Here is a 22510-nt window from a genome sequence, read left to right as displayed (position 1 = left end):
GTTTCGCAACTCAAAATTAGAATTATACAGGCCTTTTTTGTATATTATTTGTTCGGACAGTTATGATTAAAAAAAATGTAGATGTTTTATATTACCTAAAAAAATTGGTCTAAAAATTGTTAAGCAAATTAACCATCTTTTTTTAACTTTGGATATCAAGAATAATTTATGCTAAAACAGAACCTCCAACAAAAACTTTTACAGAAACTATCGCCACAGCAAATTCAGTTTATTAAACTTTTGCAAGTGCCAACTGTTTCTTTAGACACTAGAATAAAAGAAGAATTGGAAGAAAATCCGGCTTTAGAGGATATTAGCTTGGCTGATATGAATGAGCCAGTAGAAGAATACCCAGACAAAGACCCGGACGATGATTTCAAATCGGAAGACCGTGAGGAAAATAACGATGAATTTAACGTTGATGATTACCTACAAGACGACAATATAAACGATTACGGTAGTAAATACGATAATAACGATGATGATGACGATAAGAAAGAACTTCCTTACGCTGTTACCAATACATTTTTCGAAAATTTACAGGCACAGTTAGATTTAGTTGATTTAGATGATAAAAATTATTTAATTGCTCAACAAATTATTGGGAGTTTGGATGATGATGGCTACTTACGCAGAGCCATACCTTCTTTAATTGATGATTTAGCATTTTCTCAGAATGTTTTTGCCGAAGAAGAAGAAATTGAAGAAATGTTAAAAGTGATACAAGCTTTTGACCCAGCCGGCATTGGTGCAAGAGATTTACAGGAGTGTTTGTTAATTCAGTTAAGAAAAAAAGACACCAGCAATCCGTTTATTGAAAAAGCAATTTCTGTTGTAGAAGATCATTTAGATGAATTTACAAAAAAGCATTACGATAAATTAGAAAAATCTTTAAACGTTGATTCAGAAGGATTAAAAGACATTGTAAACGAAATATTAAAACTAAATCCTAAACCAGGAGATTCTGGTGCATCTAATGTAAAGCAAATGCAGGTTATCCCTGATTTTCATATTTCAAAAAATGAAGATGTATTAACTTTAACATTAAACTCTAAAAATGCACCAGAATTAAGAGTAAGCAAATCGTACCAAGAGATGTTTCAACATTATGAAAAAACATCTGAAAAAGATAAAAAACTGAAAGAAGCGGTACAATTTGTAAAACAAAAATTAGATTCGGCAAAATGGTTTATCGATGCCATAAAACAAAGGCAACAAACACTATTAAAAACCATGAATGCCATTATGAACTACCAATATGAGTTCTTTTTGAGCGATGGTGATGAGCGTAATTTAAGGCCAATGATATTAAAAGATATTGCAGACCGTATTGGTATGGATATTTCTACAGTATCTAGGGTGGCAAATTCTAAATATGTACAAACAGAGTTTGGTACTTTTTTACTAAAATCTTTTTTCTCTGAAGCCATACAAACCGATAGCGGCGAGGAGGTTTCTAACAAAGAAGTGAAAATGATTTTAGAAGAGTGCATTGGTAAAGAGGATAAAATAAGACCTTTAGCTGATGAGAAACTAACCGAAATTTTAAAAGAAAAAGGCTACAATATAGCCAGACGAACAGTTGCTAAATACAGAGAGCAATTGGGGATTCCGGTGGCTAGGTTAAGAAAAGAACTTTAATTTTATTTAAAAGCTAATAGCAAAAAAGCCTCTACCAAATACGGAAGAGGCTTTTTTATTTAGCAATTAGTTCACACAAATTAACTTATTAACCTAAAGATAATGAGCAGTTTTATGTTTGGTTAATTTTTTGCTATAAACAAATCAAAAATATCAAGATGGTAAATAAAAAAGATAAACTAGATATAGAAAAAGCTAAACAACTTATTAAAGAACAAGTTAAAGCTACCAAAAAACTAAATTTAGGTTTAGATGCTGATGCATCATCTTCCTCTGAAAAGCCTTGGATAAAATCAAAATTTGATGGGTTTATTAATGATGATGATTTACCACCCTTAAATTATAAGTAATTTAACAATATCTTATATTTAGAAATCAGCAAGAAAATAAATTGTTATTTCTTGATTTTCCGAAATTCCCAAGGAGCAATTGGTAATTTATCTGCCCAAAGCCCTACCCTATTTTTTCGAGCTTGTATTTCTAATTTGGCATAAGCTGCATCTTTTGAGTATTTTTTAAAATGCCAAGCCAAACCGTTTTTTACCAATTCTTTATTAACATTTGTTCCGTTAGGTAAAATAATTTCGCCCAATATTCTTTTGTACCTATCTGCTTTGCCTTCCGTTTTAACAGTTACTATTTTACCAAAGCAAAGATTGGCTGCAAATTGCTTGGCCTTTGTACCAAACGCTTGCTTTTTTTCTGGGCAATCTATGTGTAATAATCTAACAGTTCTTTCGCTCCCATTGTAAAGAACTTTAAAAGTATCTCCGTCTTTAATTGCGGTAACTTTACCCTTAAATACTAAAGGAACTTTCTCTAAAACTAAACTGTTTGAGGCATTATTTTGCCCGCCATTAAGAAGAAAAAAGTAGAGTAGAACACTAATTTTTAAAATGCTATTCAATGTATTTGTGTAAAATGTTAAATTAAAATGTATTTTAAGATCACGTAATTCTATAACAAAAAAAATCTACCGAGAAATAGCAAACAATAAAATGCTATTAATGGGTAGATTTTGCTTAGAAACAGTTTAACTAATATTAAATCTTTGATTTAATCAGTCAAAACTTCCTGCTTTTCTATGGTTGTAATTTTAAGAATATATGCTTTGCCCAAACTAAACTTAATGTGTTTGCCTTGCAATATTCCTTTAACTTTTTCATCATTCATGAGCACATCAAATAAGTCTCTGGCAACAGCAGAGCCCGAAATGTTATTTTTAACCTTACAGTTATCTAACTCTAAACTAAAACCGTAATCAGATTTATTTCTGTTCCCTAATCTGTGAAAATCAGACTTTGTAAAATTGATTTCTTGCTCTTCTGTAGCTGCTTTTTTTAGTTGAATAGCAAAAACCGGAAGGTATTTTTTCCATAATGGATAATATAGATTTGTTTCTATCATATACTCAAATGTGTTGTGAACTTGGTGTTTGGGACTAATGTAAACAAAACCATTGTATGTATTGGCAAATCTGCTCATCAAATATTTTTTTTGATGCTGTTTTTTTAATGCAGCGTTTCTGTTTCTATATAAAATTGGAGCTTAGAACTTAAAATTTCTCCTCTTAAAGTCGTGGTCATTTATTATAACTAATCTAATTTTGAAAACTCTTTAAAATTAACTAAAGCCAAAAAACTGGGTTTTAATGATATACTAATTTTAGGACTGGTTTTTGTTTTTGAATTTTTTAAAATTAAAAACTATGAAAAATCCCTTTTTAAAAACAGTAATATTAGGCTTAAGTGCTGGAATGCGAAGTATGGCACCTTTATCTTTAATTACCACCAAATTCAATAAAAACAAACAGTTAGGCTTACAAAACAGCAAATTGAATTTTATGCAAAGTGGTATCACTTCCAATTTGTTAGACATTGCTGCTTTAGGTGAGTTAGCAGGAGATAAGGATCCTAACGCATCAAACCGAACAGAAACATTAAGTGTTTTAGGACGCTGTGCATCTGGAGCATTAGTTGGAGCCACAGTTTACAAAGCCGCTTTTAAAAATCCTTTACATGGTGCAATGCTTGGGGCAACAGCTGCTTTAGCTTCCACATTTATATTTTTCCACCTCAGAAAAAAAATTACCCGTAAAACTGGTAAAAATAATTTGGTAGCAATGACCGAGGATGTATTGGCATTTTCTGCAGCAAGTGTTGTTAAATAGGTAGGCGATTTAAACTTTATGGTTTGGTGTTTTTGATAAGCTATTATTTTTTATTGATGACATTTATAGGTCTAATACCTGCATTCAGTAAAAAAATGTATTAACCGCATAAGCAGGTTTAAACGAGGGAATGGCTTTCCAATTTACTTTTTTGCCCTAACGTTAGTTATGATTTTTAAAATATGAATGCAAGCATTTTCAATTGGTTAGGGATTGATGTTGGTTAACATATTTAATGATTACTGAGTTTTAGAAAAACTTTAAAATATTTAACCATAAAGTAAATTGCACTAAACTTAATAATTATCTTTTTTCAATTATAACTATCCTAAATAATTTGAAACTGCTACTTCAAGTTCTTTGCTGTAGGCATAAATATCATCTAAACTTTCTAAATCATATTTGGTTTCTAATTTGCCCTCTCCAAAAATGCCAATGCTTTTTTTGTTATTGCTATTAAAATAAAGACGACAAATAGGTTTACGGTTATTATCATCTAATAAAATCCCAAAATAAGACTGCACATCTCTTGCAACAATACGTTTTACATCTACAGTTTTGCGCAAAATAGCTTTTACAATGTGATAGCCTTCCAACTCTTCTTCGGTGGTAACTATACCCGTTTCTGTAGCCATTACAGGCTCATTGGTTACTTTTTCTTCTATTTGCTGACTGTTTGCTTCTTCTTTCCCTAAAGCAGATTTTAAACGGTGAGTTATTGCATCATTTAAAACCTGATTTGATGAACGTTTTACCAACTCGGTAAACTGCGATAGTATTTTTTCTGTTAGCTTACCTTGGTAAACTTGGTTAGCAAAATGTTTTACAAAAATAGCCGTAGGGTCTTTTAATTCAGAAGTAATCAAGGCTTTTAGCTCATGGGTATATTTTAGGTCGGAAGCAGTATTAGAAATATTTTCTATATCGAAATACGATTTATGAAACTTCTTTAATTCCTCTATTTGATTATCTTTAATCTCGGCAATGTTAAATTCAAAAAATGGTTTTTCATCCATTTTATTGGTATCATTTAAATCTGTATAAAAACGGTATTGAACTCCGTTACTTAGCAAACCAAACTTTGCTTTACAAACATGAAAATAGCGAAACAACTGCGAATTGTGTGGGTCTAGTTTTTCTAAATGGTGTTTACACTCGATAATGATAATGGGTTCACCATCTTTCATAATAGCATAATCCACCTTCTCGCCTTTTTTTATGCCAATATCGGCTACAAATTCCGGGTTTACTTCAAAAGGATCAAAAACATCGTAACCTAATAATTTGATAAAAGGCATAATGAGTGCATTTTTGGTAGCTTCCTCCGTCTGTATTTGAGGAATCATTTTTTCGGTACGTAAACCAAGTTGTTTTACTTCATCTTTGAAATCCATATTGCTAAGTTTAAAATTGACATTCTTTAAGGCTCAATAAATTATCTGATTCAGTACCGTTAGCTTCTGTTTTAACATACTTAGTTCCTCTTGGAGATATTGCTGTTACAACTTTAGTTTTATTTCCCTTAAAATCTTCTACGTAAGCCATTCCTCCTTCATGCTCTAAAAAATTATAAATTTCAACTCTGGTGTTTTTTCCTTTTTTTGTAGAATTATAATCTTCCCAACCTAAATGAGAAATTGCTACATATGGATTTTCATGATTACCATTAGCTTTATTAATACATGTAATTCTTATTGCCATAATTTTTTTTGATTAATTGATCTAATCAAAACTAAGACACAATAAGTATAATTCCTTACGGTTTCCCGTAATGAATAATTTATTAAAGAAGTTTAAAGAAGAAGTTAAAAAGTTGATGGGTCTTGCGAAAAAAATATTACTTGATTAAAATTTACTTTCAATAAATAAATAAATAAGAATGATTTAATTTCATCTATCGATTTTTTATAAAAGAATTAAGAGAGCCTCCAAATAGAATTATTTAGAAAATTTATTAGTTTAAATTTTTTATATAATAAAAACCTGTTCCGGGTATGCCAAAACTCCAATACTTTCTACCGTCTGGACTTACTCCAAAACGAAAACCTAAGAAGCTAAAACTTGTTCCTACACCTTTTTTGGAAACTGTGGCTCTGAAAGGACCAATATTCTTTGATTTTCTAAAACGCCAAGCCATTATACTTTTTCAAATTGTAAAATGTCATTATTTATTTTATCTGTCAAAGTCAATTTGTCTTGAGTTAATTCCGAAATTGAATAATTAAGTCTGTTCCCATGTAAATCTATTTCAACTTCATCTTTTATTTTATTATAGTTCCATTTCCCTTTGTTTACCTGGTCATTTTCAAAATAGAGTAATTCATTATCCGTTAATGAACCATTACGGAAATAATATTCTATTTTGTCAACTGCTCCCTTCTGTTTCCAAAAAACATCTGATATCTTTTGTGCATAAACTGAATTAATAATATTTTTCGTTTTTGCATATTGGTATTGTGTATCTTGTTTGAGCTTTCCTAATTCTGTATCATACCATTTCTTTACTGCTATCTTTGCAAGATTTGCCTGTTTTTGAGCAATGTCATTCAATAAAACTTCATTAGCTTTAATTTCTGCATCAAGTTTTGTTTTCTGTATTGCAATTCTTGTATCACTTTTAAGTTTAGTCATTTGGCTAATCTCTTCCAAAAGCTTATTTATTTCTGAGTTTTTATCGGAGATAATTCTCTTTTGCTCAATATAAATTTCATATTCTTTGCGGTCAAGAATTTCATCATAGGGTCCTCTTGGAATCATCAATTTAACCATTAACGGAAGTATTTCTAAAGCGACAAATAATAATGTTATCACAAAATGAAATCCACTTAAACTATAGAGTGCTTTTACCCTAGCTTCAGCACCATCATATTTCTGTATAACTCCAGCTGCGTACAAACTGTCAATCGATATTCCGCTCTGAGCATTCATTAATGAAGCATTTAACCTAATAAGGTCGGAATTTAGCGAGTCTACTAAATCACCATACTTAAAAGACTTACTTTCCCACTCTTTCGCTTTAGGTCCATATTTTTTTATACCTGTAAGTCCATTTCCATTTTTTTCTGCCAATGCATTTTGATAAGCACTATCCCTAAGTGAAGTATTTTCTTTAATTTGACTTTTAACACTTAGAATTTGATTCTCTATGGGTATAACTTGTTCTTTATTTTGACGTATCTGTTCTTTGCGTATTTCTTCTTCGACTTTTTGTGTGATTTCCTTTTCGAAAAACTTCATTTCTAATGGTGTTGAAACAACAATTCCAATAAAAAAAGCTAAAAAAATTCTTGGATATGCCTTTTTTATTTCGTCCTTAAAATTTCCTGTTTTACGAATAGTTGCTACAATATTTCTATCTAGTGTAAAAATTATTACACCCCATAAAACACCACAGGCAATATATTCCCATTGAATATTAAAAGATAAGTCGCTGGAATCTTTTCTAGCAAAAGCGTACGTAATAAAAAAAGAAGACGATATCATAGAAAGAATTGAAACAAAGAATACAGCCATTCCAATCCCTACAAATTTTCCTTTCTCTATAGGACATTCGTCAAGAATTTGCTTTTTTGCTCCACTACACCAAATGAAAAAATCTTCTATCATATCTTTTTAATTTCATTCTTAAAATTGGCAGCGACCTGTGATATCTTATTGATTTGTGGGTTACCAACTATTAATTTATCCATAGTTTCTTCTAGTTTTTCTACATTAATGTTAATTGATAAATCGATATTAAATGATTGAAAGTTTAATCTGTCAATGGTATAATATTGTTGTATATCAGGAGTAGGTACAACTAAAGTTTCTATTATAGGGGTTGGAAATATTATAAGATTAATTTCTTGCTCATCCGACCCAAATTTGTTTATTGCCTTTATTCTAAACTGCCTCTCCGTTTGAGGTCTTATAGTTATTTGCCCAGCAAAAGAAACGCTACCTATTCCATTGTTTATTTCAATTTCATCCGCACCCTCTACCTGCCAATTCAAAGTAACTTCAACACCTGAAATTATAGTTTCCTTGTCAGTTTTGAAGTAAACTATTTTTGGTTTAGCTGTTAAATTATTGAGCCAGTCTGTCGTGTTTGGTCTTATTGCAGGATTTGTTATTCCTTGGTCAAAACAGCGTAGAAATAATTTTTGAACGCTGTAAGGCAGATTTTTGAAATCGTTGTGTGGAGTTGCAATAACATCAAAAAAATGCCCGTTTGAGCCGAAAGGAAAATACCCATTTCTTAATTTTAATTCAGGTGTTGTAAATTGATTATTTAGATGTGGTTGAAGTGTTCCTTGACCAGGGTGACAACCAAAAAGAATTTCATAAAATATAATACCCAAAATAAATAAATCCCACGAAAGTTCTTTATGCTCAACTACTCTATCTGGCGGATTGTATTTAGTTGTATTCATTTTTGATTGAAAACGAATTTGACCACCATCTGATATTTGGCAAGAATCTAAATCAAGAATGGAAACTAAACCATTTGATTTTACTCTTATGTTTTCAGGTTTCAAGTCTCCAATAACATAATGACCTGTGGCGTGTAGAGCATTTACCGCTTTAGCAATGTTGCTGCACAAGATTAGTCGAAGAATCATTGAATCAGAATTGTCTCTATAGAACTTTTGCCATTCTGAACCCAATTCGGGTTTGAGCTTTACTCTGCATAATTCTTCTAAATCAATTCCTTCTGCTTTTGGCATTATAAAGCCAACAAAATCATTATTGTCTAAAAGTATCTGTTGAGGCCAAATAAGAAAATTATGACCGTTTCCATCTTGAATATTTGCAGGTGGATTATCCACCATATATCTTACTTTATAGCGCCTTTCATTTGTTCTCTTTTCAGGGTATAATATTTTGGCAACAGAGTTTCGATAATTTGGAGGGCTTAAAATTTCATATACAGCACCTTCGCCACCAGTTGCATTCCCATTATCTAGGGGAATATCTGCAATAGATAAAGTTGATCCACTTTGTAAATTGAAATTCTTAGGCATTACTTACATTGTTTATTAAAGTTCCAAGTATCAAAGTTTTATCATCAATTTCTGATTCGAATTTACTGTTCCCGTCATGAAGAAATTTTAACCATAAATCATCAATTTCTTCTGCAGATTTTCTGCTCAATGCAAGTTCTCTTAAAATGGCTATATTGGGATTGAAAAATTTCGGATACGGATTGTTCAATTTTTCGTAAAGTTGGATTTCTACATTAAAACGATTCAGTTCAAAAGATGCAGATTCACAACCGTCAGACATTAAAGTGAATGACTGAATTTGATTGTTAACTTTTGTTGTTCTTATAAATTCATTTGGCTTTTCCCAAATATCCGAAGTAATAAAAATAGTTTGATTCGCTTCTTCTCCTTTGAAAGGTTCTAAAATTGAATGCCAGTTGTTTTCTGAATCCTGATAACCCGCTCTTCCATCTCCAATATGACTACAAATAAGCCCAGACTTACTAAATACAACAATTATAGATGTAGCTGCTAAAGATTTGATTGGTAAATCATTTCCCGTAGAATATTCTTCAAACTTTTTATAAAGCAATTTGTAAAACTCAATGAAGAAGCTCTCAACTTCTATTTGCTCTTTCTGAATTAAGTCTTGAAATGAAGTTTCGGAAAATCTCTCATTAAGTAATTCGATCCCATTATCAACAACGATTTTGGAACCTAAATCTGATTGGCTAGCGGAGCCAGCCCCGTCAGAAACAATTGCTATTCCATAATCCATTTCTAGATTGAAAAATACTGCGTTTGAATCTTGACACGGTAAATTATCTTCAATATGTCTTCCGCCAATTGAACTACCTTTAGCGATTACCCAGTTGCCATACATATATTTAAATTGGTGTTTGTGTAAAGTCTCCACCACCCCAACCAGTTCGAGTGAAGTCTTGTACAGAGTCAAATTTTACAACTTCGCCTTCAGTAGATTGACTAACTTTATCAAGGCTATTACTTAACCATTTAAAAACATCATCAAATCTTTGCCAATCAATTGGTAGTGGTGGAAATTCAGGAGTTGAAATTTTATTCATAAAATTCTGTTCTGAACCTTCTACTCCCATGGGTAAAAATGCAAAGTGCTTTCCTTTGTGACCAATTTTAATTTCATTAGCCAATCCATCAATATCTTGTCCAGGGTCTGGGTAACCGTCTGTCATCAATACTATCCAAGGTCTAAAGAATCCAATTCCGTTATTTCTGTACCATTGTTTCCTGTCTTCAACTTTTTTTATAGCAGCCCTCATACCTTCAACTAGTTTTGTTGAACCTGCTACTTTCAGTGGAAATTTGTCAGTTGTCTCCATACTATCAACCAAAGCAGGTTCTTGAACGCATTCAATTGTTGAATTGAAAGTGATAATTGAAACTTCAACAGAAAATCTTGTCGAATTTTTAGATTTTAGATAATCTCCAAACCCAAGAAGTCCTTTGTTTAATTCGTCAATTGGACCACCTTCCATTGAGTAAGAAGTATCCAATACAAGTACACAAAGACATCTAGTGTCGAAATTTTCGGGTGTTTCGCCTTGAAACGGTGTAATGTTGCTCATATTTTATTGTTTTTAAACTTTAAAAAAAGTTGGAAATAGCAGATTGTTCGGTTAATTTTAATCAATCTAAAAGTGTACATAGCTCTTGATCCCAAAAAACAACAATTTCGAGTAAGTTGAAATATTTTTTAATGATCAAATAATTTTCTATCCATTCATTTTTTATTTACTAAAATTAATCAACCTAAAACCGCTGATTTGTTGAATTTGAACCAAATTCAAGATTTATGACTAAAAATATCAAATTAATTAATAAAACATTAATTTTAGTTAAAAGACTTTAAAATATAATTAACAAACTAATTTATCTAAACCCAAAACAATCCCAACCTACAAAAGCAGGCCGGGATTGTTTAAACTCATCATAGGTAGATGTTAACGTTATTCAGTTCACACACCGCGAATAACTTATTTCCAAGGATTGGATACACAAAATTAGAAAGAGAAATAGTTTTATTTTACGGGAAACCGTAAAGCCAGAAAATTAAACTCAAATAATTCCTAAATCTTTACAAAAAGCAATTAACTGTTCGTTTTTAGAAAAGCCTAAAGTGGCTTTCATAAAGTTTAAGCGTTTTTCTACACTACTTAAGCCATAGGGTTTTATCTCATTTTTTTCTAAATAATAAGGAATATCTTTTTGGAGCATCCCTTGCGAAAGTTGCGAAATTAAAATAATATCATAATCGCTAAATTCGTATGTATTTTGTTTTTTAATGGATTGCCTTAATGCTGGGTTTAGATATTGTTTATCGTTAGCAAGATGAGTTAACGCGTTTTTTAGTTCTTCAACATCGCGGCGGGCTTTACGCACATAAGCATTTATTCCCATTTCTTTAAAAAGCTGATCAATAAAACCAACTTTACTTTCTGCAGAAAAAACCAACACCAAAATATGAGGCTGCAAAGCTTTTGCTGCTTTAATTAAATCTATTCCGCCTTTTAAATCTTGCGCTCTACCATCCTCTTCAAAAAATATATCGGTAATTAAAAGCTCATAAGGATTACCTTCTGCCAAAGCCTGTTTCAAATGCATTAAAGCATCGTCACAGTAATAAACATATTCTCTTTCTTTAACACCAAATTCATCCAATGTTTTCCTTACAGATAAATTTGCGCTTTCGTGGTCTTCGGCTATTAAAACTTTTTTAAACATAAACCATTATTTAAATTGTTGGAAAAGACAACTGAATTTTTAATCCACCATCTTCGCCAACTCCAAAATTAATGTTACCATCAATAGCTTTTATACGGTTTCCCGTATTCTTTAATCCATTTCCAAAAACAGCGCTCTTAGGCATCCCAACGCCATTATCGCTATAATAAATTTTTACTTCGTTAGGCAATTTTTCAAATCTAATGGCAACATAACTTGCTTTGCTGTGCTTTTTCATGTTCACCATCAGTTCTTGCAATATGTGTTTAAGCTCATATTTTGAATTCTCATTAATTTTATCCCAAACACTATCGTTGTTCCCAAATATCAAAACTTTAATATTTGGGGTGGCAAAAGCGCTCAACAACTGCTTTATTTCTTCATCAAAATTTATATTTATTGCGCTTTTACTTTCGTAAGATATATCTCTTGATTGCTCATACAAAGCTTCCATTTGGTCTAATAGCTTGTTTTGATTGAGCTGTTCCCCGTTCTCCATTTCAGACATCAGCTTGTACAAGCCATTAGCAACTACATCGTGTACTTTTTTAGAAGTTTTTAGTTCACTTTCTTTAATCAGATTTTGTGTCTTTAATTTTTCTTCCTTCTTTTTTCTTTGATTATAAAGTACCGTACAAATAGAAGCCGCTATCATTACTAAAGTTAAACCTCCGATAAAAATATTGCGGATGGCGTTTTCTTTCTGCAGTTTTAATTTATCGGCTTTGTGTTTTTCTGTTTCATAGCGTATTAAAGCAAACTGATTTTTTGCCCCACTTCGGGCAGTTTGTAAACTATCTTGTAATTGGGTATAAATGCTAAAATAGTGTTGTGTTTTTTCTGGCTTACTCAATTGAACCAGTTTTTGTAAAGCTTCTAAGCGGTCATCAGGAAATTGGAGTCGACTCGCCGTTTGATACATTTTATTTGCATAAAACAAAGCAGAATCTGGTTTTTTACGGAAATAATATTCAGAAAGTTGAGCATAGCTTGAATTTTGTCCTATTAAATCATTTTGCTTTTTCCTGATGCTTAATGCTCGATTAAATTCTTCCACTGGATTGTAAGTACTTTTATTGAGCCATTTTGTAAAAGCGAAATTGGAGATCACTCTCGAAAAATTGGAAGAATCTTTTTCTACTTTTAAAATTTCTTGGTACAAAGAAATAGCTGCTTCATAATTGTTTTCGCTTCGGTAAGCATTGGCTATATTATTTTTTATCACCAATACATCTGAACTATCTGCGGTATATTTTAACGATTCTTTATAAAAATCTATGGCTTGTTTGTATTTCTTTAAGCTGTAGGTAGCAATACCTAAATTGTTTAAATTAGATTTAATGTAAACATGGTGATCTCGATTTTGAGGTTCAAAAAAAGAAGCAGCGTTTAGAGATAGCTCTTGTCCACCAAAATAATCGCCTTGGTTGGTAGAAATGATAGCCATGTTTACCAAACATTTACCAGCACCTAAACTGTCTTTTTCTTGCAAAAAAACTTCTTTTGATTTATTAAAATAATAGAAAGCACTGTCTATAATTTTGTTGTTTCTAAATGCTATGGCTTTATCATAAGTTGTATTCCTGCTGATTTCCGGAGCATCTACCGGGGCATTCACACATGAGCAGTAAAATCCTAAAAGCAAGAAGAGAAAGAGGTAGTATTTCAAAATGCATTAATTTTATCCTAAAGTAAATAAAAATGGCATTCCTCCATGCTAAAATTTAATAAAGGGTGTTAAAAAGAGATTTAATTTCTGTATTAAATAACATCAGTTCATATTCTCTTTCCAACACCCTATAAATTATCCTCCAGTTATTGGTGGCGGAGGCAATTGTCCGTTTTCACCAGTTCCTCCAGAACTTCCAGGACCACCATCTTCCTCTTCTTCTCCACCTGCATTATTAGTAGTAACTATTGGATCATGATTTGATGGTGTAGTATGCTGAGGGCATGCCAATCCCAATAAAATGGCAATTAATAATTGAATCATTTTCTTAAAAATTAAAAAGGTTAAATAATCTGCTTGCCTGCCGAATCCACTCGGCAGGATTAAGCATTTTGTTTAAGAGGCGCCTCTTAAATTTTTGGGAAGAATGAGATTCAAATACGGAAGCGAAATATTGCTTCCCAAGCCAACAAAACACCACCGCTTTCTCTTCTCTTTTGCAGGAAATTGATTTTATCAGCTGTAATAGCTTTGCACAGCTTTAACCGATTTCCGAAACAAAAGTGCATGAGGTTGATAGCTGTATTTTCAAATGATTCCGAAGATTATGATGGTTCCAGCGGAATTCCGGGAAACCGTAAAATATTCCGTAAATTCCGCCTAATTTTAGCTTCAGATTTAAACAAAATATGTTCTCAGATTACAAAGAAGCGGTCGTTAAGACTTATAAAAACAAAAAAGAAAGTGGTTTACTATCTATAAACCTTGAGCGCCCAACACCTGCAAAGCTGAGAGATGAATGTTTATTAGTAATTGCCGAAAGATTTTCGCTACAGGAAGATGAAAAAGCTTTAAGGGCATTTTTCGGAACGCACTTTACTGCTGAGGAATATGCGCAAACCATCAGGTTTTTTGATATTGATAAGTTTAGACCCTTAGTGAATTTTTTAAAAAGGGAAACTTTGGAGACTGACGATAAAAATATAGAATTGCTTGCTTGGCTTTTAGCAATTAAACCACGCCCTTATAAATTAGATTTTAATCATGGCGTTGCTAAACCTATTATCGATATAAAAGAGGATTCCTCGGGTGAAGTTAAACAAGACCTACAAACGCCAGTAAATTTTATAGAAAGTGATGTTAAGCAAGAGAAACCAGACATTCTTAATCCAGTAAAAAATGTAACTGCCTTAAAAGAGAAAAAGAAATTTGGATGGAATGCTGCCTTAATTTTCGGGATCATTTCTTTATCTTCCGTATTTATATTTTTTATTTTTCAGCGTAGTATGAACCATAAAGATTGTATGTATTGGAAAGATGACCATTATGAAAGTGTAGATTGTAATGTAAAAAACCCAAAAATAAATATCATCGCAGCAGATGAATTCAAATTATTACACTTTAAAAAAATCAACAAGATTGATACCCTAACAGAAGATTGTATTGGTAAAATATGGTACTCTAAAATTGATAAGAATGTAGATTTTTTCACGATAGCAGGTATGCACCCCGAGCATCCAGAAAAATCTTTAAAACTAGTGACTAAACATATCTATGAAGAATATATTCTAAAGGATAAAAAGCCCTAAAAATTACTGAATTTAATCTGACAGTTAATAAGTCGCCTTAAGACTTTAGCATTACTACTTAACACCTAGAAATTAAAACCTACAACCTAAAACTCACTCCCCCATATCCAACAAACCCAATATTTCTTTAAAAGAAGCCTGAGCCTCCACATATAATAATTCCACCATTCCCATTAATCTTTCCAAATCGGTAGGGCTTACCTTAAAACTTTCTTGATACCTAGCCTTGGTATAAGCATCATCCAACAATTTCAGTAAGCGTTTTTCTTTGGGTTCTTCCCCACCTAACGCGGCTCTCATACTTGGGGCAATTTTATCCAGCTGTTTAACTAAAGTAGAAATTTCATGTGTGCGCTTTTCCTCTCCGGTAAAGCCATGAATCACCGCCCTACAACAACACTCCGCACATTGTTGCAACATAAAAATGGCCATGCGCCAGTCTCCTTTTTCTTTATTTATTTTGGCTTGGCCTAAAAAAGATTGGGCAATAGATTCAGAAAAATCAAATAGTTTCTCTAAAGCTTGTTTACGCTCCTGCAATTGCGAAAAATCAATTTTAGGTAAAGGGTGTTTGCTTTGGTCGTAATTCAAGTTTTCGGGGCGACAACAAAGTTGATAGTAAAGGTCTCCGTTTTTAAAAGCCTGCTCTAAACGGCTCCGTAGAAAAAGTTTCGCATTGCAATGCTGCTGGGTAAGCATGGCCAAATTGAGGTAAGGTTGCAGATTGGTAAATTTTTGACCACCATCTTTCACCATCAGCAATAGCTCAAACTGCACCGGTAAATTTGCGCTGGAAAAATCAGAAGTACGAGAAATAAAAACCTGCTCCGGTTCTACTACTTTAATCAATAATTCTAAAGCTGGTTGTAGTTCTTCCGGAATACCTCCCGAAATATCCAATAAGGCAATGTTATTTTCATTTTTTTTGACTGCTGTTTCTTTTCCTTCTTTCATGCGGACATAAGCTGCCGCCAATAATCGTTTCAGCCTTTCATGAAAATAATAAACTTCCTCTACTTCATCTTGGTCTCCGCCTATCATTGCTTGGTATTGTAACCATCCATGGTACATTTTCCAAACCGCTTCCTGAGATTTATGAACAGGGTAATCTAAAAAAAAGCCAGACAACTCTAGCTGCACTAATATGGGGTTCTCTACATCCACTTCACAAGGGCGATAGTCCAGTTCTGGGTATTTTAACTCTTGGGTGTTCATTGTTGTTTCATTGTTTTCCATAACTATGCGATTTTGTTTAATCAAAATTCAATATCCATCCCCATTTACCGAACCACCGCAAATTGTATTTTACAATCAAAGAGTTGTTTTGTACATTTAATAAAAAGAAATACATTTATACCATGAGCGAAACTTTACACATCGGCAGAAAAATATCTCGCATCCGCGAACTGAGAGGTATGAAACAAGAGGCTTTAGCAGTAGAATTGGGCATTAGCCAGCAGGCTGTTTCTAAATTGGAGCAAAGTGAAAAGATTGAGGAAGAGGTGTTGGATAAGATTGCTGAAGTTTTAGGTGTTAATTCGGAAGCTATAAAGAATTATAGTGATGAAACTGTGATAAACATTATTTCAAGCACCTTAAATGACAATGCTGGTTCTGTGAACTTTGGTTGCAATCTTACATTTAATCCTATTGAAAAAGTTGTAGAATTATACGAAAGATTATTAGCTAGTGAAAGAGAGAAAGTTGAGATCTTGAAAAACAATAAAAACTAAAATATTTAGTATTATATTTGTATCATAATATAATAAATATGACTACTCAAACTCATCAATCATTAGGCGAAGGTATTTATACCATACCTGATGTAGCTTTTTTATTAAAGCTACCACAGGCAAAAGTACGTCGTTGGATGACTGAATTTTGGGATACTCAATTAGGCGAAAAACACCAACATCAATACTCTTGGGGCGAAGGAAGAGAAAAAGCAACCAATTTTCACACGCTCATAGAATTTTATGTTTTTTACCAATTGCGTGAACTAAATGTGAGTACAAAAAAAATACTAATTGCTCATGAGGATATGGCCAATCAGATGCACACCCCTTATCCATTTGCACATGCAGAATTACTAACCGATGGTAAAAGTATCTTATTTGAATTGAGTGATGGAGTGGTTATAAAAGCAGACCGTACGCAACAAATTGCATTTAAGGAAATCATAGAAAACTTCTGTAAAAAAATTGCTTTCTCTTCAGATAAAGTAGCGGAAAAATTTTATCCAATGGGTTTGGATAATCATATCATTGTCGATCCTCGTCATCAATTTGGGCAACCTATTATCAGTAATACCAATATTTTAGCAGAAACAGTTTATAACCTCTATGATGCAGGTGAAGATATAGATTTCATTGCTCGTCTTTATAAATTGAGTGAAAGTGAAGTTGAAGATGCCATTGCTTTATTTACCAAAACAGCTGCATGATTAAGGTATTAGTTGATGAAAACCTTTCGGAATATTTTGCAGAAGGATTAAATCAACTTCAAATACCATTGGCTAGTGGAATTGAAGTTACCTCTATAGCCAAAGAATTTCAAAAAGGGATTAAAGACGAAGATTGGATACCTAAATGGGGAAAAAAATCAGGCATATTTATTACTCAGGATATTAAAATCAGTACTTCAAAACAGCAATCAATTCTTTTAGAAAAATATAATATGGGAGTGTTTTTCGTAAAAGCACCAAAAGGCACTAAATACTGGGGCAAAGTGGAATTGATGATTAAACATTGGCCAGAAATTGTAAAGATTATTAATACCTCTAAAACTCCTTATACTTATTTTGTTAAGCCGAAAAAGATTGAAAGGGGTTGAATTATTCTTTTATAATTGTAAACTCCTCAACCACTCAGATCTTTGAAAGTTAAATCTTACCGCTCTGCGGATTCATAAATAAAAAAGATTCTCCATAATCTATAAAGTTTTAGTTTTTGTAACTATTGTTTCTTTAAATTAAGAGTTAGGAAATTCCTATATTTCACTAAAAACAGTATCCTTGAATTAACTCTCAATCATATAAGATTTATCTTTTATAATTATATTCAATTGCCTTATAAAATGTCGCCCAATCTCTTGTTTGAGATCTTTTACGATCATTATCCCAATTTCCATCAATCGGATAATAGTCTCTTTCTCCCCAAACAATTTGAAACATCGCGAAGTCGTTATCTCGAAGATATTTATTTAAAAGATCTTTCCTTAAATAGGTGAAAGTTTCCTGATCAACATATTCAACTTCATAAGTATAATTAAAACTTGCTAAAGAGCCATTTTCGTCATATAAATCAGTAATTGCATATGGACTGGATAAATTCAATTTATCAATCATATTTTTGCACAAATAAACTTTATCTCTAAGATAACGGATTGGCATGAAAACATCTATTTTCTTAGAAATATTTTGTGATTCTTTTTTAATGAATTTCTCTTCTAGCAATTCAATATCTAATCTTTTAAAATCATCTTCCAATGTATTTTCTGCTTCATCAGGAGTTCTAAACCTAATTAGTGGCATAGAATAACCTGTAGGTTTGATTCGTGGATGGCTTATAAAATGAGACTGGCTGACAATCATGTTCCAAAGTTTGTCTGATTTCTTATCATTTAAGCGTTTACCATTTTCAATTAGAACAATCTTTGTATATTCTCTTTCCACAACCTCAGACTCTAAACTATAATGCCACTCTATAAAATCGTTATACGGAATAATATCAGCATCAGGAATTTCTGATTCATGTATATTTGTTGTATAAGGAATACTATTGTTAGCTCGCCCTAATTCAGTTTTAATAGTAAAGGCTTGCCTTGCATCCTCCAAATCTTTATTCTTTACAAATACAGTATCTACTTTAAAATAGATTTGTCTTTCTTTTAATTTTTTATTCTGGTGTACCAAACTATGCAGTAAAACCCAATCGCCAATTTTTTCTTGAAAAGAATTTCTTTCCAGGTATTCTGTTATATCCGGTATTGAATGATCATTACACCATTTATTTAAAGAAATATTGCTATTAATAAAATCTCTTTTAACAAATCTTATATGAGACAAACATCCATCATCTACACTTACTAGTTCAGTTGGGTCATGTTTAATCTCGAATGACCTTAAATAACCAATATCATCATGGGAGTCGAAATGATTATGACCATCAAGATATCCGCAATATTCAAGGAATGCAATTTCAATATATTTATCTGCGTATCTTTCTGTTGAAGCAAATTTTTCATCCCAATGTTGATATTTAGCAATCTGAATATCCAATGCTCCAAATAATTTGAAATCGTATCCTAATTGATATGCTCTCCACCTCAATTTATCTAGCACAGAAACATATTTTGGCGTCTTTTTATATCTATCGCCGACACCCTTAGAAATATATGGCATTTTATATTTTTCAAAATTATAATCGATAAGAGAATTGCCATCGCTATAATCTTCTTCATTTATGTCTTTTGCTTCACTCCATTTAATTACACCTACATTTTTAAAGTTAATCTTAATTGATTCTAAATCTACTACCGTTGCAACTTCTGGAATTTTCCGAACTAAAAGTTTTAAAATATTAAAAGAATAGTTTCTAGTAATCAAATGATTCGTTTTATAAGCACCGTTTTCATGGAATACTTCATTGCTCAGAAAAACTGATAGCTCGATTAAGTGTTTTTTGAGGTCATCTCTTGAATCTTTAATTAAGAATATAATACTATTGTACAACACTAAAATCATCCATTCAAATACTGAAGGATCATTAATTTTTGCTGAAGAATAAAACTCTTTTAAAAAGAGTTCAGGGAATTTTATTGCGAATTGATATAGTGCATTACTTGATTTACCCTTTAGCGTTTTGTTAGTTGAAGTGAAAATCCATTTTAAATAATCTGCAACTAAATAAATTTTTTCTTTTTGTTCTTCTGTTAATGAAGAGCTAACCTGTAAAGATTCGAATTCGATAATTATATCCGATAAAAAATCTTCATTTAAGTTTCTGAGGTATTCGGACCAGGTAATATCTCTCTCACTCATCGATAATTCGGCTAATCTTGACGACCAAAAATTAAAATTAAAGGGATGGTTGCTAACGAATAGCACATCTTCACTTAAGCTGATAAGTTTGATCAGATTTCCTGAGTTACGTGATAATATTTTAAAGTAATCAACTTGTTTGCTAGGTATGTATTCAGGCGAAAGCAAAATTGTAGCTCCAATAGATTTTTCAAATAGCAGTTTTTCTGCTGCTGATTGTTCTTTAATAGGCTTCCTGATCAAGTCATGGACAAATAAGCTATGTTTTATAGGTAATACGCTACATAAGCCGTCAATTATATCTTCATGATTAGGATGTAACTTATTGTAATCATCGCTTATTAACAATTCAATTTGATCACTATTAAAAAAGTGCTTAAAGTTCATGATACTATCAACTAGGTATTTGGCGATAAAGTAACCAGTCATAAGATCATAAGTTAAAAAAACGTGTTCTTCACCGTTATGCCAATTACGGATAAATAGTAACTCTTCATCAAGTAAAGCCTTCGTAATAGAATATTTATAATCAATATCAGATCGACCATCTGCAATTATTATTAATTCATCTAAAGGAAATGCTCGAAGGTGTTTTTGCCACAACTGTTCTGCAATTTCAGATAGAACCTTAGATGCTAGTTTTCTATTGTTAGCTGTTGGTGCTAATTTGCTAGCCTTTTTTATTCTCTTAAAAACATTGTCATCACATAAACTAACGAAGCTTTCAAAAATCGAATATATCGAGTCGAAACCCAAGGTAGCTTCTTTAATCTCTTTTCTCTCAATATTAACAGATTCACAAAACAGTTTTAGGTACAGAGGTTTCTTGAACCGCTCTAGTGCCAAAAAAGAAAGGTCAGCTTGAATTTTGTAGTGATTAAAGTAATTCCTAATTAATTTCTTTTTATCTCCTTGATTTGTAAAACCGTAAATTGGATGGAATCTTTTATCATCACTTTTTATCTCGCCCCAGATTTCTGTTTGATAAGATGTTCGACAAGTAGTTAGCAAAACCAAATTTTTCCGATGTAAGAACTCGATTTCTAACTGCGGAAGATCTAATTTAATGCGATCGTTAAAAAATCCTTGAGCGTCGACCGCCTCATTTAGCCCATCCAGTACAACTGGAATTCGTCTATCATAAATTTTTCCCAGTTCATCTAGGCAATCCAATAAGTCTTCAAAATTATATTCTGATTTAATATCAAGGTTTGTTAAAATTTGATCGCTTAGCGGATTTGCTCCAGTAAACCATATTGCTGGGATATAAATTGCAGGTAATTGAGCTGATAGATATTCTTTAACCAAAGCCACTGAAAAGTTTGTCTTACCATCTCCACCATTTCCTAAATAATGAGCTGAACGCCATTTAATAGGTATTTCACAATAAGAAACGTAATATTTAAGTTCCTCAATAAATTCTTTGTAGACAGTTTCGATTTTGCGAATTCTACTCCATTGTTCTATATTTTCTTTCTTCTGCTCTTCAGTAGTTTCCTGTATATTCGCATTGTGCCAATTTATTCGAAACTCATCCAGTCCGTCTCTTATTGACGTAAAAAACATGATTTCGTCTTCATATTTTTCACCAATAAGTTTCTCAAAATTATTTGGAGTAATGTTTTTTAAACGTTCTTTCAGTTTTGGGAGAAGTTTATCAATTTCAACGTTAAATTCTGTATAGCGTTCAATGTATTCATTGAACAGTGGTCGCCATTGGTCATTTGTGTAATTTAAATTCTTAAGTTTAACTTGTACATCTTCATAAAGATCATCTAATTTTCTCAGATAGTAGTTTATTCGTTGTTCTACAAATTTTTCGTTGCAAAGAATAGGGTTTACATAGTAGTATTCAAACTCATCATTTGGAACGTATAACAAATCATCGAACTTATTCTTAACTACGCTAAATGATCTTTCAAATGCTTTATTAAACCATTCAGAAGACAACTCTAACTCATTAAAAAAAGATTGTTTTAATCCATTGAACTTTGGTTGGTTTATTTTTTCATGCAAGAAACTTTGGTTCCATACCACAATTTTCGCTGGATACGCTTTTGGTATATGTTTTATAAGTTCAGTTTTCACCCACTCATCTTCCTCTGGTGTCAAATCTATTGTTAAACACAGATACCAAATGTTTAATTTTGAGTGTTTATCAGTGGCTCTTTTGAGAGAAGAAATAATAGACGATTTTCTTCCGCTTACACTTAGTCTAGCTAAACCTTCATAGTATTTTGCCTGCCATTCCCACTCACTACCATCGGGCATCGTCAGATAAAATTCTACACCGTCCCCACCTCCGCTATCATCTACTGGAGTAAAACTACCTTCAGAACTATACAATCGTGAGGCTACTTGATAACAAAGTTGTTCGAAACTTTTGGATTTTGTTGCTTTATACGGTTGAAGTTTATTCCAATCAATAATCATTGAATATCTAGGTTCTATAATTAATTATAAATATACTTTCATCTCGTCAGTTGAAAAGAAACACTATCTATCCAACAGACTAATTTACTTCACTATACATTCCTTTTACCTCTAGATAAATCAGAAATTGAAAGCTAAAATTTAAATACTAGCCTTAATTTACCTTCCAAAGGTTTAGCTTATAAATTAAATGTATCTTATAATTAAGAATAAAACAACAGTTTTATTCTTAATTTATTAATA

Annotated in this window: 21 protein-coding genes; 7 read left to right on the top strand and 14 right to left on the bottom strand. The window is 32.0% G+C overall.

Features of this window, described 5'->3' with window-relative positions; genetic code table 11:
* Positions 1 to 168: 168 nt before the first annotated feature.
* Positions 169 to 1641, top strand: a complete 1473-nt coding sequence (rpoN, locus tag ACFSSE_RS17750) for an RNA polymerase factor sigma-54 (RefSeq protein WP_379045009.1) — start codon at positions 169 to 171, stop codon at positions 1639 to 1641.
* A gap of 158 nt (positions 1642 to 1799) precedes the next feature.
* On the top strand, positions 1800 to 1991 hold the full coding sequence (locus ACFSSE_RS17745; RefSeq protein WP_379045012.1) for a hypothetical protein: 192 nt from the start codon (positions 1800 to 1802) through the stop codon (positions 1989 to 1991).
* A gap of 44 nt (positions 1992 to 2035) precedes the next feature.
* On the opposite strand, the gene ACFSSE_RS17740 is transcribed toward ACFSSE_RS17745, so the two are convergent.
* Together ACFSSE_RS17740 and ACFSSE_RS17735 are read right to left on the bottom strand one after the other, a co-directional pair.
* Complete coding sequence (locus ACFSSE_RS17740; RefSeq protein ID WP_379045014.1) at positions 2036 to 2548, bottom strand: thermonuclease family protein; 513 nt, start codon at positions 2546 to 2548, stop codon at positions 2036 to 2038.
* Positions 2549 to 2697: 149 nt separating this feature from the next.
* Positions 2698 to 3126: a hypothetical protein gene (locus ACFSSE_RS17735; RefSeq protein WP_379045017.1), complete on the bottom strand. Its 429-nt coding sequence runs from the start codon at positions 3124 to 3126 to the stop codon at positions 2698 to 2700.
* 223 nt (positions 3127 to 3349) lie between these two features.
* Here ACFSSE_RS17735 and ACFSSE_RS17730 point away from each other — a divergent pair, with 223 nt between their 5' ends.
* Positions 3350 to 3811 (top strand): DUF4126 family protein, encoded by a 462-nt coding sequence (locus ACFSSE_RS17730; protein WP_379045020.1) that lies wholly within the window; start codon positions 3350 to 3352, stop codon positions 3809 to 3811.
* Between the two features lie 323 nt (positions 3812 to 4134).
* Here ACFSSE_RS17730 and ACFSSE_RS17725 read toward each other — a convergent pair whose 3' ends face one another.
* The 10 genes from ACFSSE_RS17725 to ACFSSE_RS17680 form a co-directional block, all read right to left on the bottom strand.
* Positions 4135 to 5205, bottom strand: coding sequence for a type I restriction endonuclease (locus ACFSSE_RS17725; protein ID WP_379045023.1), 1071 nt, complete (start codon positions 5203 to 5205; stop codon positions 4135 to 4137).
* 10 nt (positions 5206 to 5215) lie between these two features.
* Positions 5216 to 5512: a DUF3892 domain-containing protein gene (locus ACFSSE_RS17720; protein WP_379045026.1), complete on the bottom strand. Its 297-nt coding sequence runs from the start codon at positions 5510 to 5512 to the stop codon at positions 5216 to 5218.
* Between the two features lie 253 nt (positions 5513 to 5765).
* Positions 5766 to 5948 (bottom strand): DUF4236 domain-containing protein, encoded by a 183-nt coding sequence (locus tag ACFSSE_RS17715; RefSeq protein ID WP_379045029.1) that lies wholly within the window; start codon positions 5946 to 5948, stop codon positions 5766 to 5768.
* Positions 5948 to 7417 (bottom strand): DUF4407 domain-containing protein, encoded by a 1470-nt coding sequence (locus tag ACFSSE_RS17710; RefSeq protein ID WP_379045032.1) that lies wholly within the window; start codon positions 7415 to 7417, stop codon positions 5948 to 5950. Before ACFSSE_RS17710 ends, ACFSSE_RS17715 begins: the two co-directional genes overlap by 1 nt.
* Positions 7414 to 8814 (bottom strand): protein kinase domain-containing protein, encoded by a 1401-nt coding sequence (locus ACFSSE_RS17705; protein ID WP_379045035.1) that lies wholly within the window; start codon positions 8812 to 8814, stop codon positions 7414 to 7416. The genes ACFSSE_RS17710 and ACFSSE_RS17705 overlap by 4 nt, the downstream gene beginning before the upstream one ends.
* Complete coding sequence (locus ACFSSE_RS17700; RefSeq protein WP_379045038.1) at positions 8807 to 9658, bottom strand: PP2C family serine/threonine-protein phosphatase; 852 nt, start codon at positions 9656 to 9658, stop codon at positions 8807 to 8809. Before ACFSSE_RS17700 ends, ACFSSE_RS17705 begins: the two co-directional genes overlap by 8 nt.
* Positions 9659 to 9662: 4 nt before the next feature.
* Positions 9663 to 10379 (bottom strand): vWA domain-containing protein, encoded by a 717-nt coding sequence (locus tag ACFSSE_RS17695; RefSeq protein WP_379045042.1) that lies wholly within the window; start codon positions 10377 to 10379, stop codon positions 9663 to 9665.
* A gap of 490 nt (positions 10380 to 10869) precedes the next feature.
* Positions 10870 to 11535 (bottom strand): response regulator, encoded by a 666-nt coding sequence (locus ACFSSE_RS17690; RefSeq protein ID WP_379045045.1) that lies wholly within the window; start codon positions 11533 to 11535, stop codon positions 10870 to 10872.
* Positions 11536 to 11545: 10 nt separating this feature from the next.
* Entirely contained in the window at positions 11546 to 13153 is a 1608-nt protein-coding gene (locus tag ACFSSE_RS17685) for a tetratricopeptide repeat-containing sensor histidine kinase (RefSeq protein WP_379045048.1), read from the bottom strand.
* 186 nt (positions 13154 to 13339) lie between these two features.
* Positions 13340 to 13528, bottom strand: a complete 189-nt coding sequence (locus ACFSSE_RS17680; protein ID WP_379045051.1) for a hypothetical protein — start codon at positions 13526 to 13528, stop codon at positions 13340 to 13342.
* 365 nt (positions 13529 to 13893) lie between these two features.
* Here ACFSSE_RS17680 and ACFSSE_RS17675 point away from each other — a divergent pair, with 365 nt between their 5' ends.
* Positions 13894 to 14793 carry a hypothetical protein gene (locus tag ACFSSE_RS17675; protein ID WP_379045054.1) on the top strand — a complete coding sequence of 300 codons (900 nt, stop codon included), beginning with the start codon at positions 13894 to 13896 and terminating at the stop codon, positions 14791 to 14793.
* Positions 14794 to 14886: 93 nt separating this feature from the next.
* On the opposite strand, the gene ACFSSE_RS17670 is transcribed toward ACFSSE_RS17675, so the two are convergent.
* On the bottom strand, positions 14887 to 16029 hold the full coding sequence (locus tag ACFSSE_RS17670; RefSeq protein ID WP_379045057.1) for a HEPN domain-containing protein: 1143 nt from the start codon (positions 16027 to 16029) through the stop codon (positions 14887 to 14889).
* A gap of 122 nt (positions 16030 to 16151) precedes the next feature.
* On the opposite strand from ACFSSE_RS17670, the gene ACFSSE_RS17665 reads away from it, so the two are divergent.
* The 3 genes from ACFSSE_RS17665 to ACFSSE_RS17655 are packed head-to-tail and all read left to right on the top strand — an operon-like array spanning position 16152 to position 17625.
* A complete protein-coding gene (locus ACFSSE_RS17665) occupies positions 16152 to 16526 on the top strand; it encodes a helix-turn-helix domain-containing protein (RefSeq protein WP_379045060.1) in 375 nt (124 codons plus the stop codon).
* A gap of 38 nt (positions 16527 to 16564) precedes the next feature.
* A complete protein-coding gene (locus ACFSSE_RS17660; RefSeq protein ID WP_379045063.1) occupies positions 16565 to 17236 on the top strand; it encodes a DUF433 domain-containing protein in 672 nt (223 codons plus the stop codon).
* Positions 17233 to 17625 carry a PIN-like domain-containing protein gene (locus tag ACFSSE_RS17655; protein ID WP_379045066.1) on the top strand — a complete coding sequence of 131 codons (393 nt, stop codon included), beginning with the start codon at positions 17233 to 17235 and terminating at the stop codon, positions 17623 to 17625. The genes ACFSSE_RS17660 and ACFSSE_RS17655 overlap by 4 nt, the downstream gene beginning before the upstream one ends.
* Positions 17626 to 17833: 208 nt before the next feature.
* Here the strand turns inward: ACFSSE_RS17655 and ACFSSE_RS17650 are convergent, their stop codons facing one another.
* Entirely contained in the window at positions 17834 to 22267 is a 4434-nt protein-coding gene (locus ACFSSE_RS17650) for a hypothetical protein (protein ID WP_379045069.1), read from the bottom strand.
* Positions 22268 to 22510: the final 243 nt, after the last annotated feature.

Origin of the sequence: Pedobacter alpinus, from assembly GCF_042684645.1 — a bacterium.
In the GTDB taxonomy this organism is placed as follows: Bacteria; Bacteroidota; Bacteroidia; order Sphingobacteriales; family Sphingobacteriaceae; genus Pseudopedobacter; species Pseudopedobacter alpinus.
Note: the sequence above shows the minus strand (reverse complement) of the source record. Positions and strands in the feature narration are given on the sequence as shown.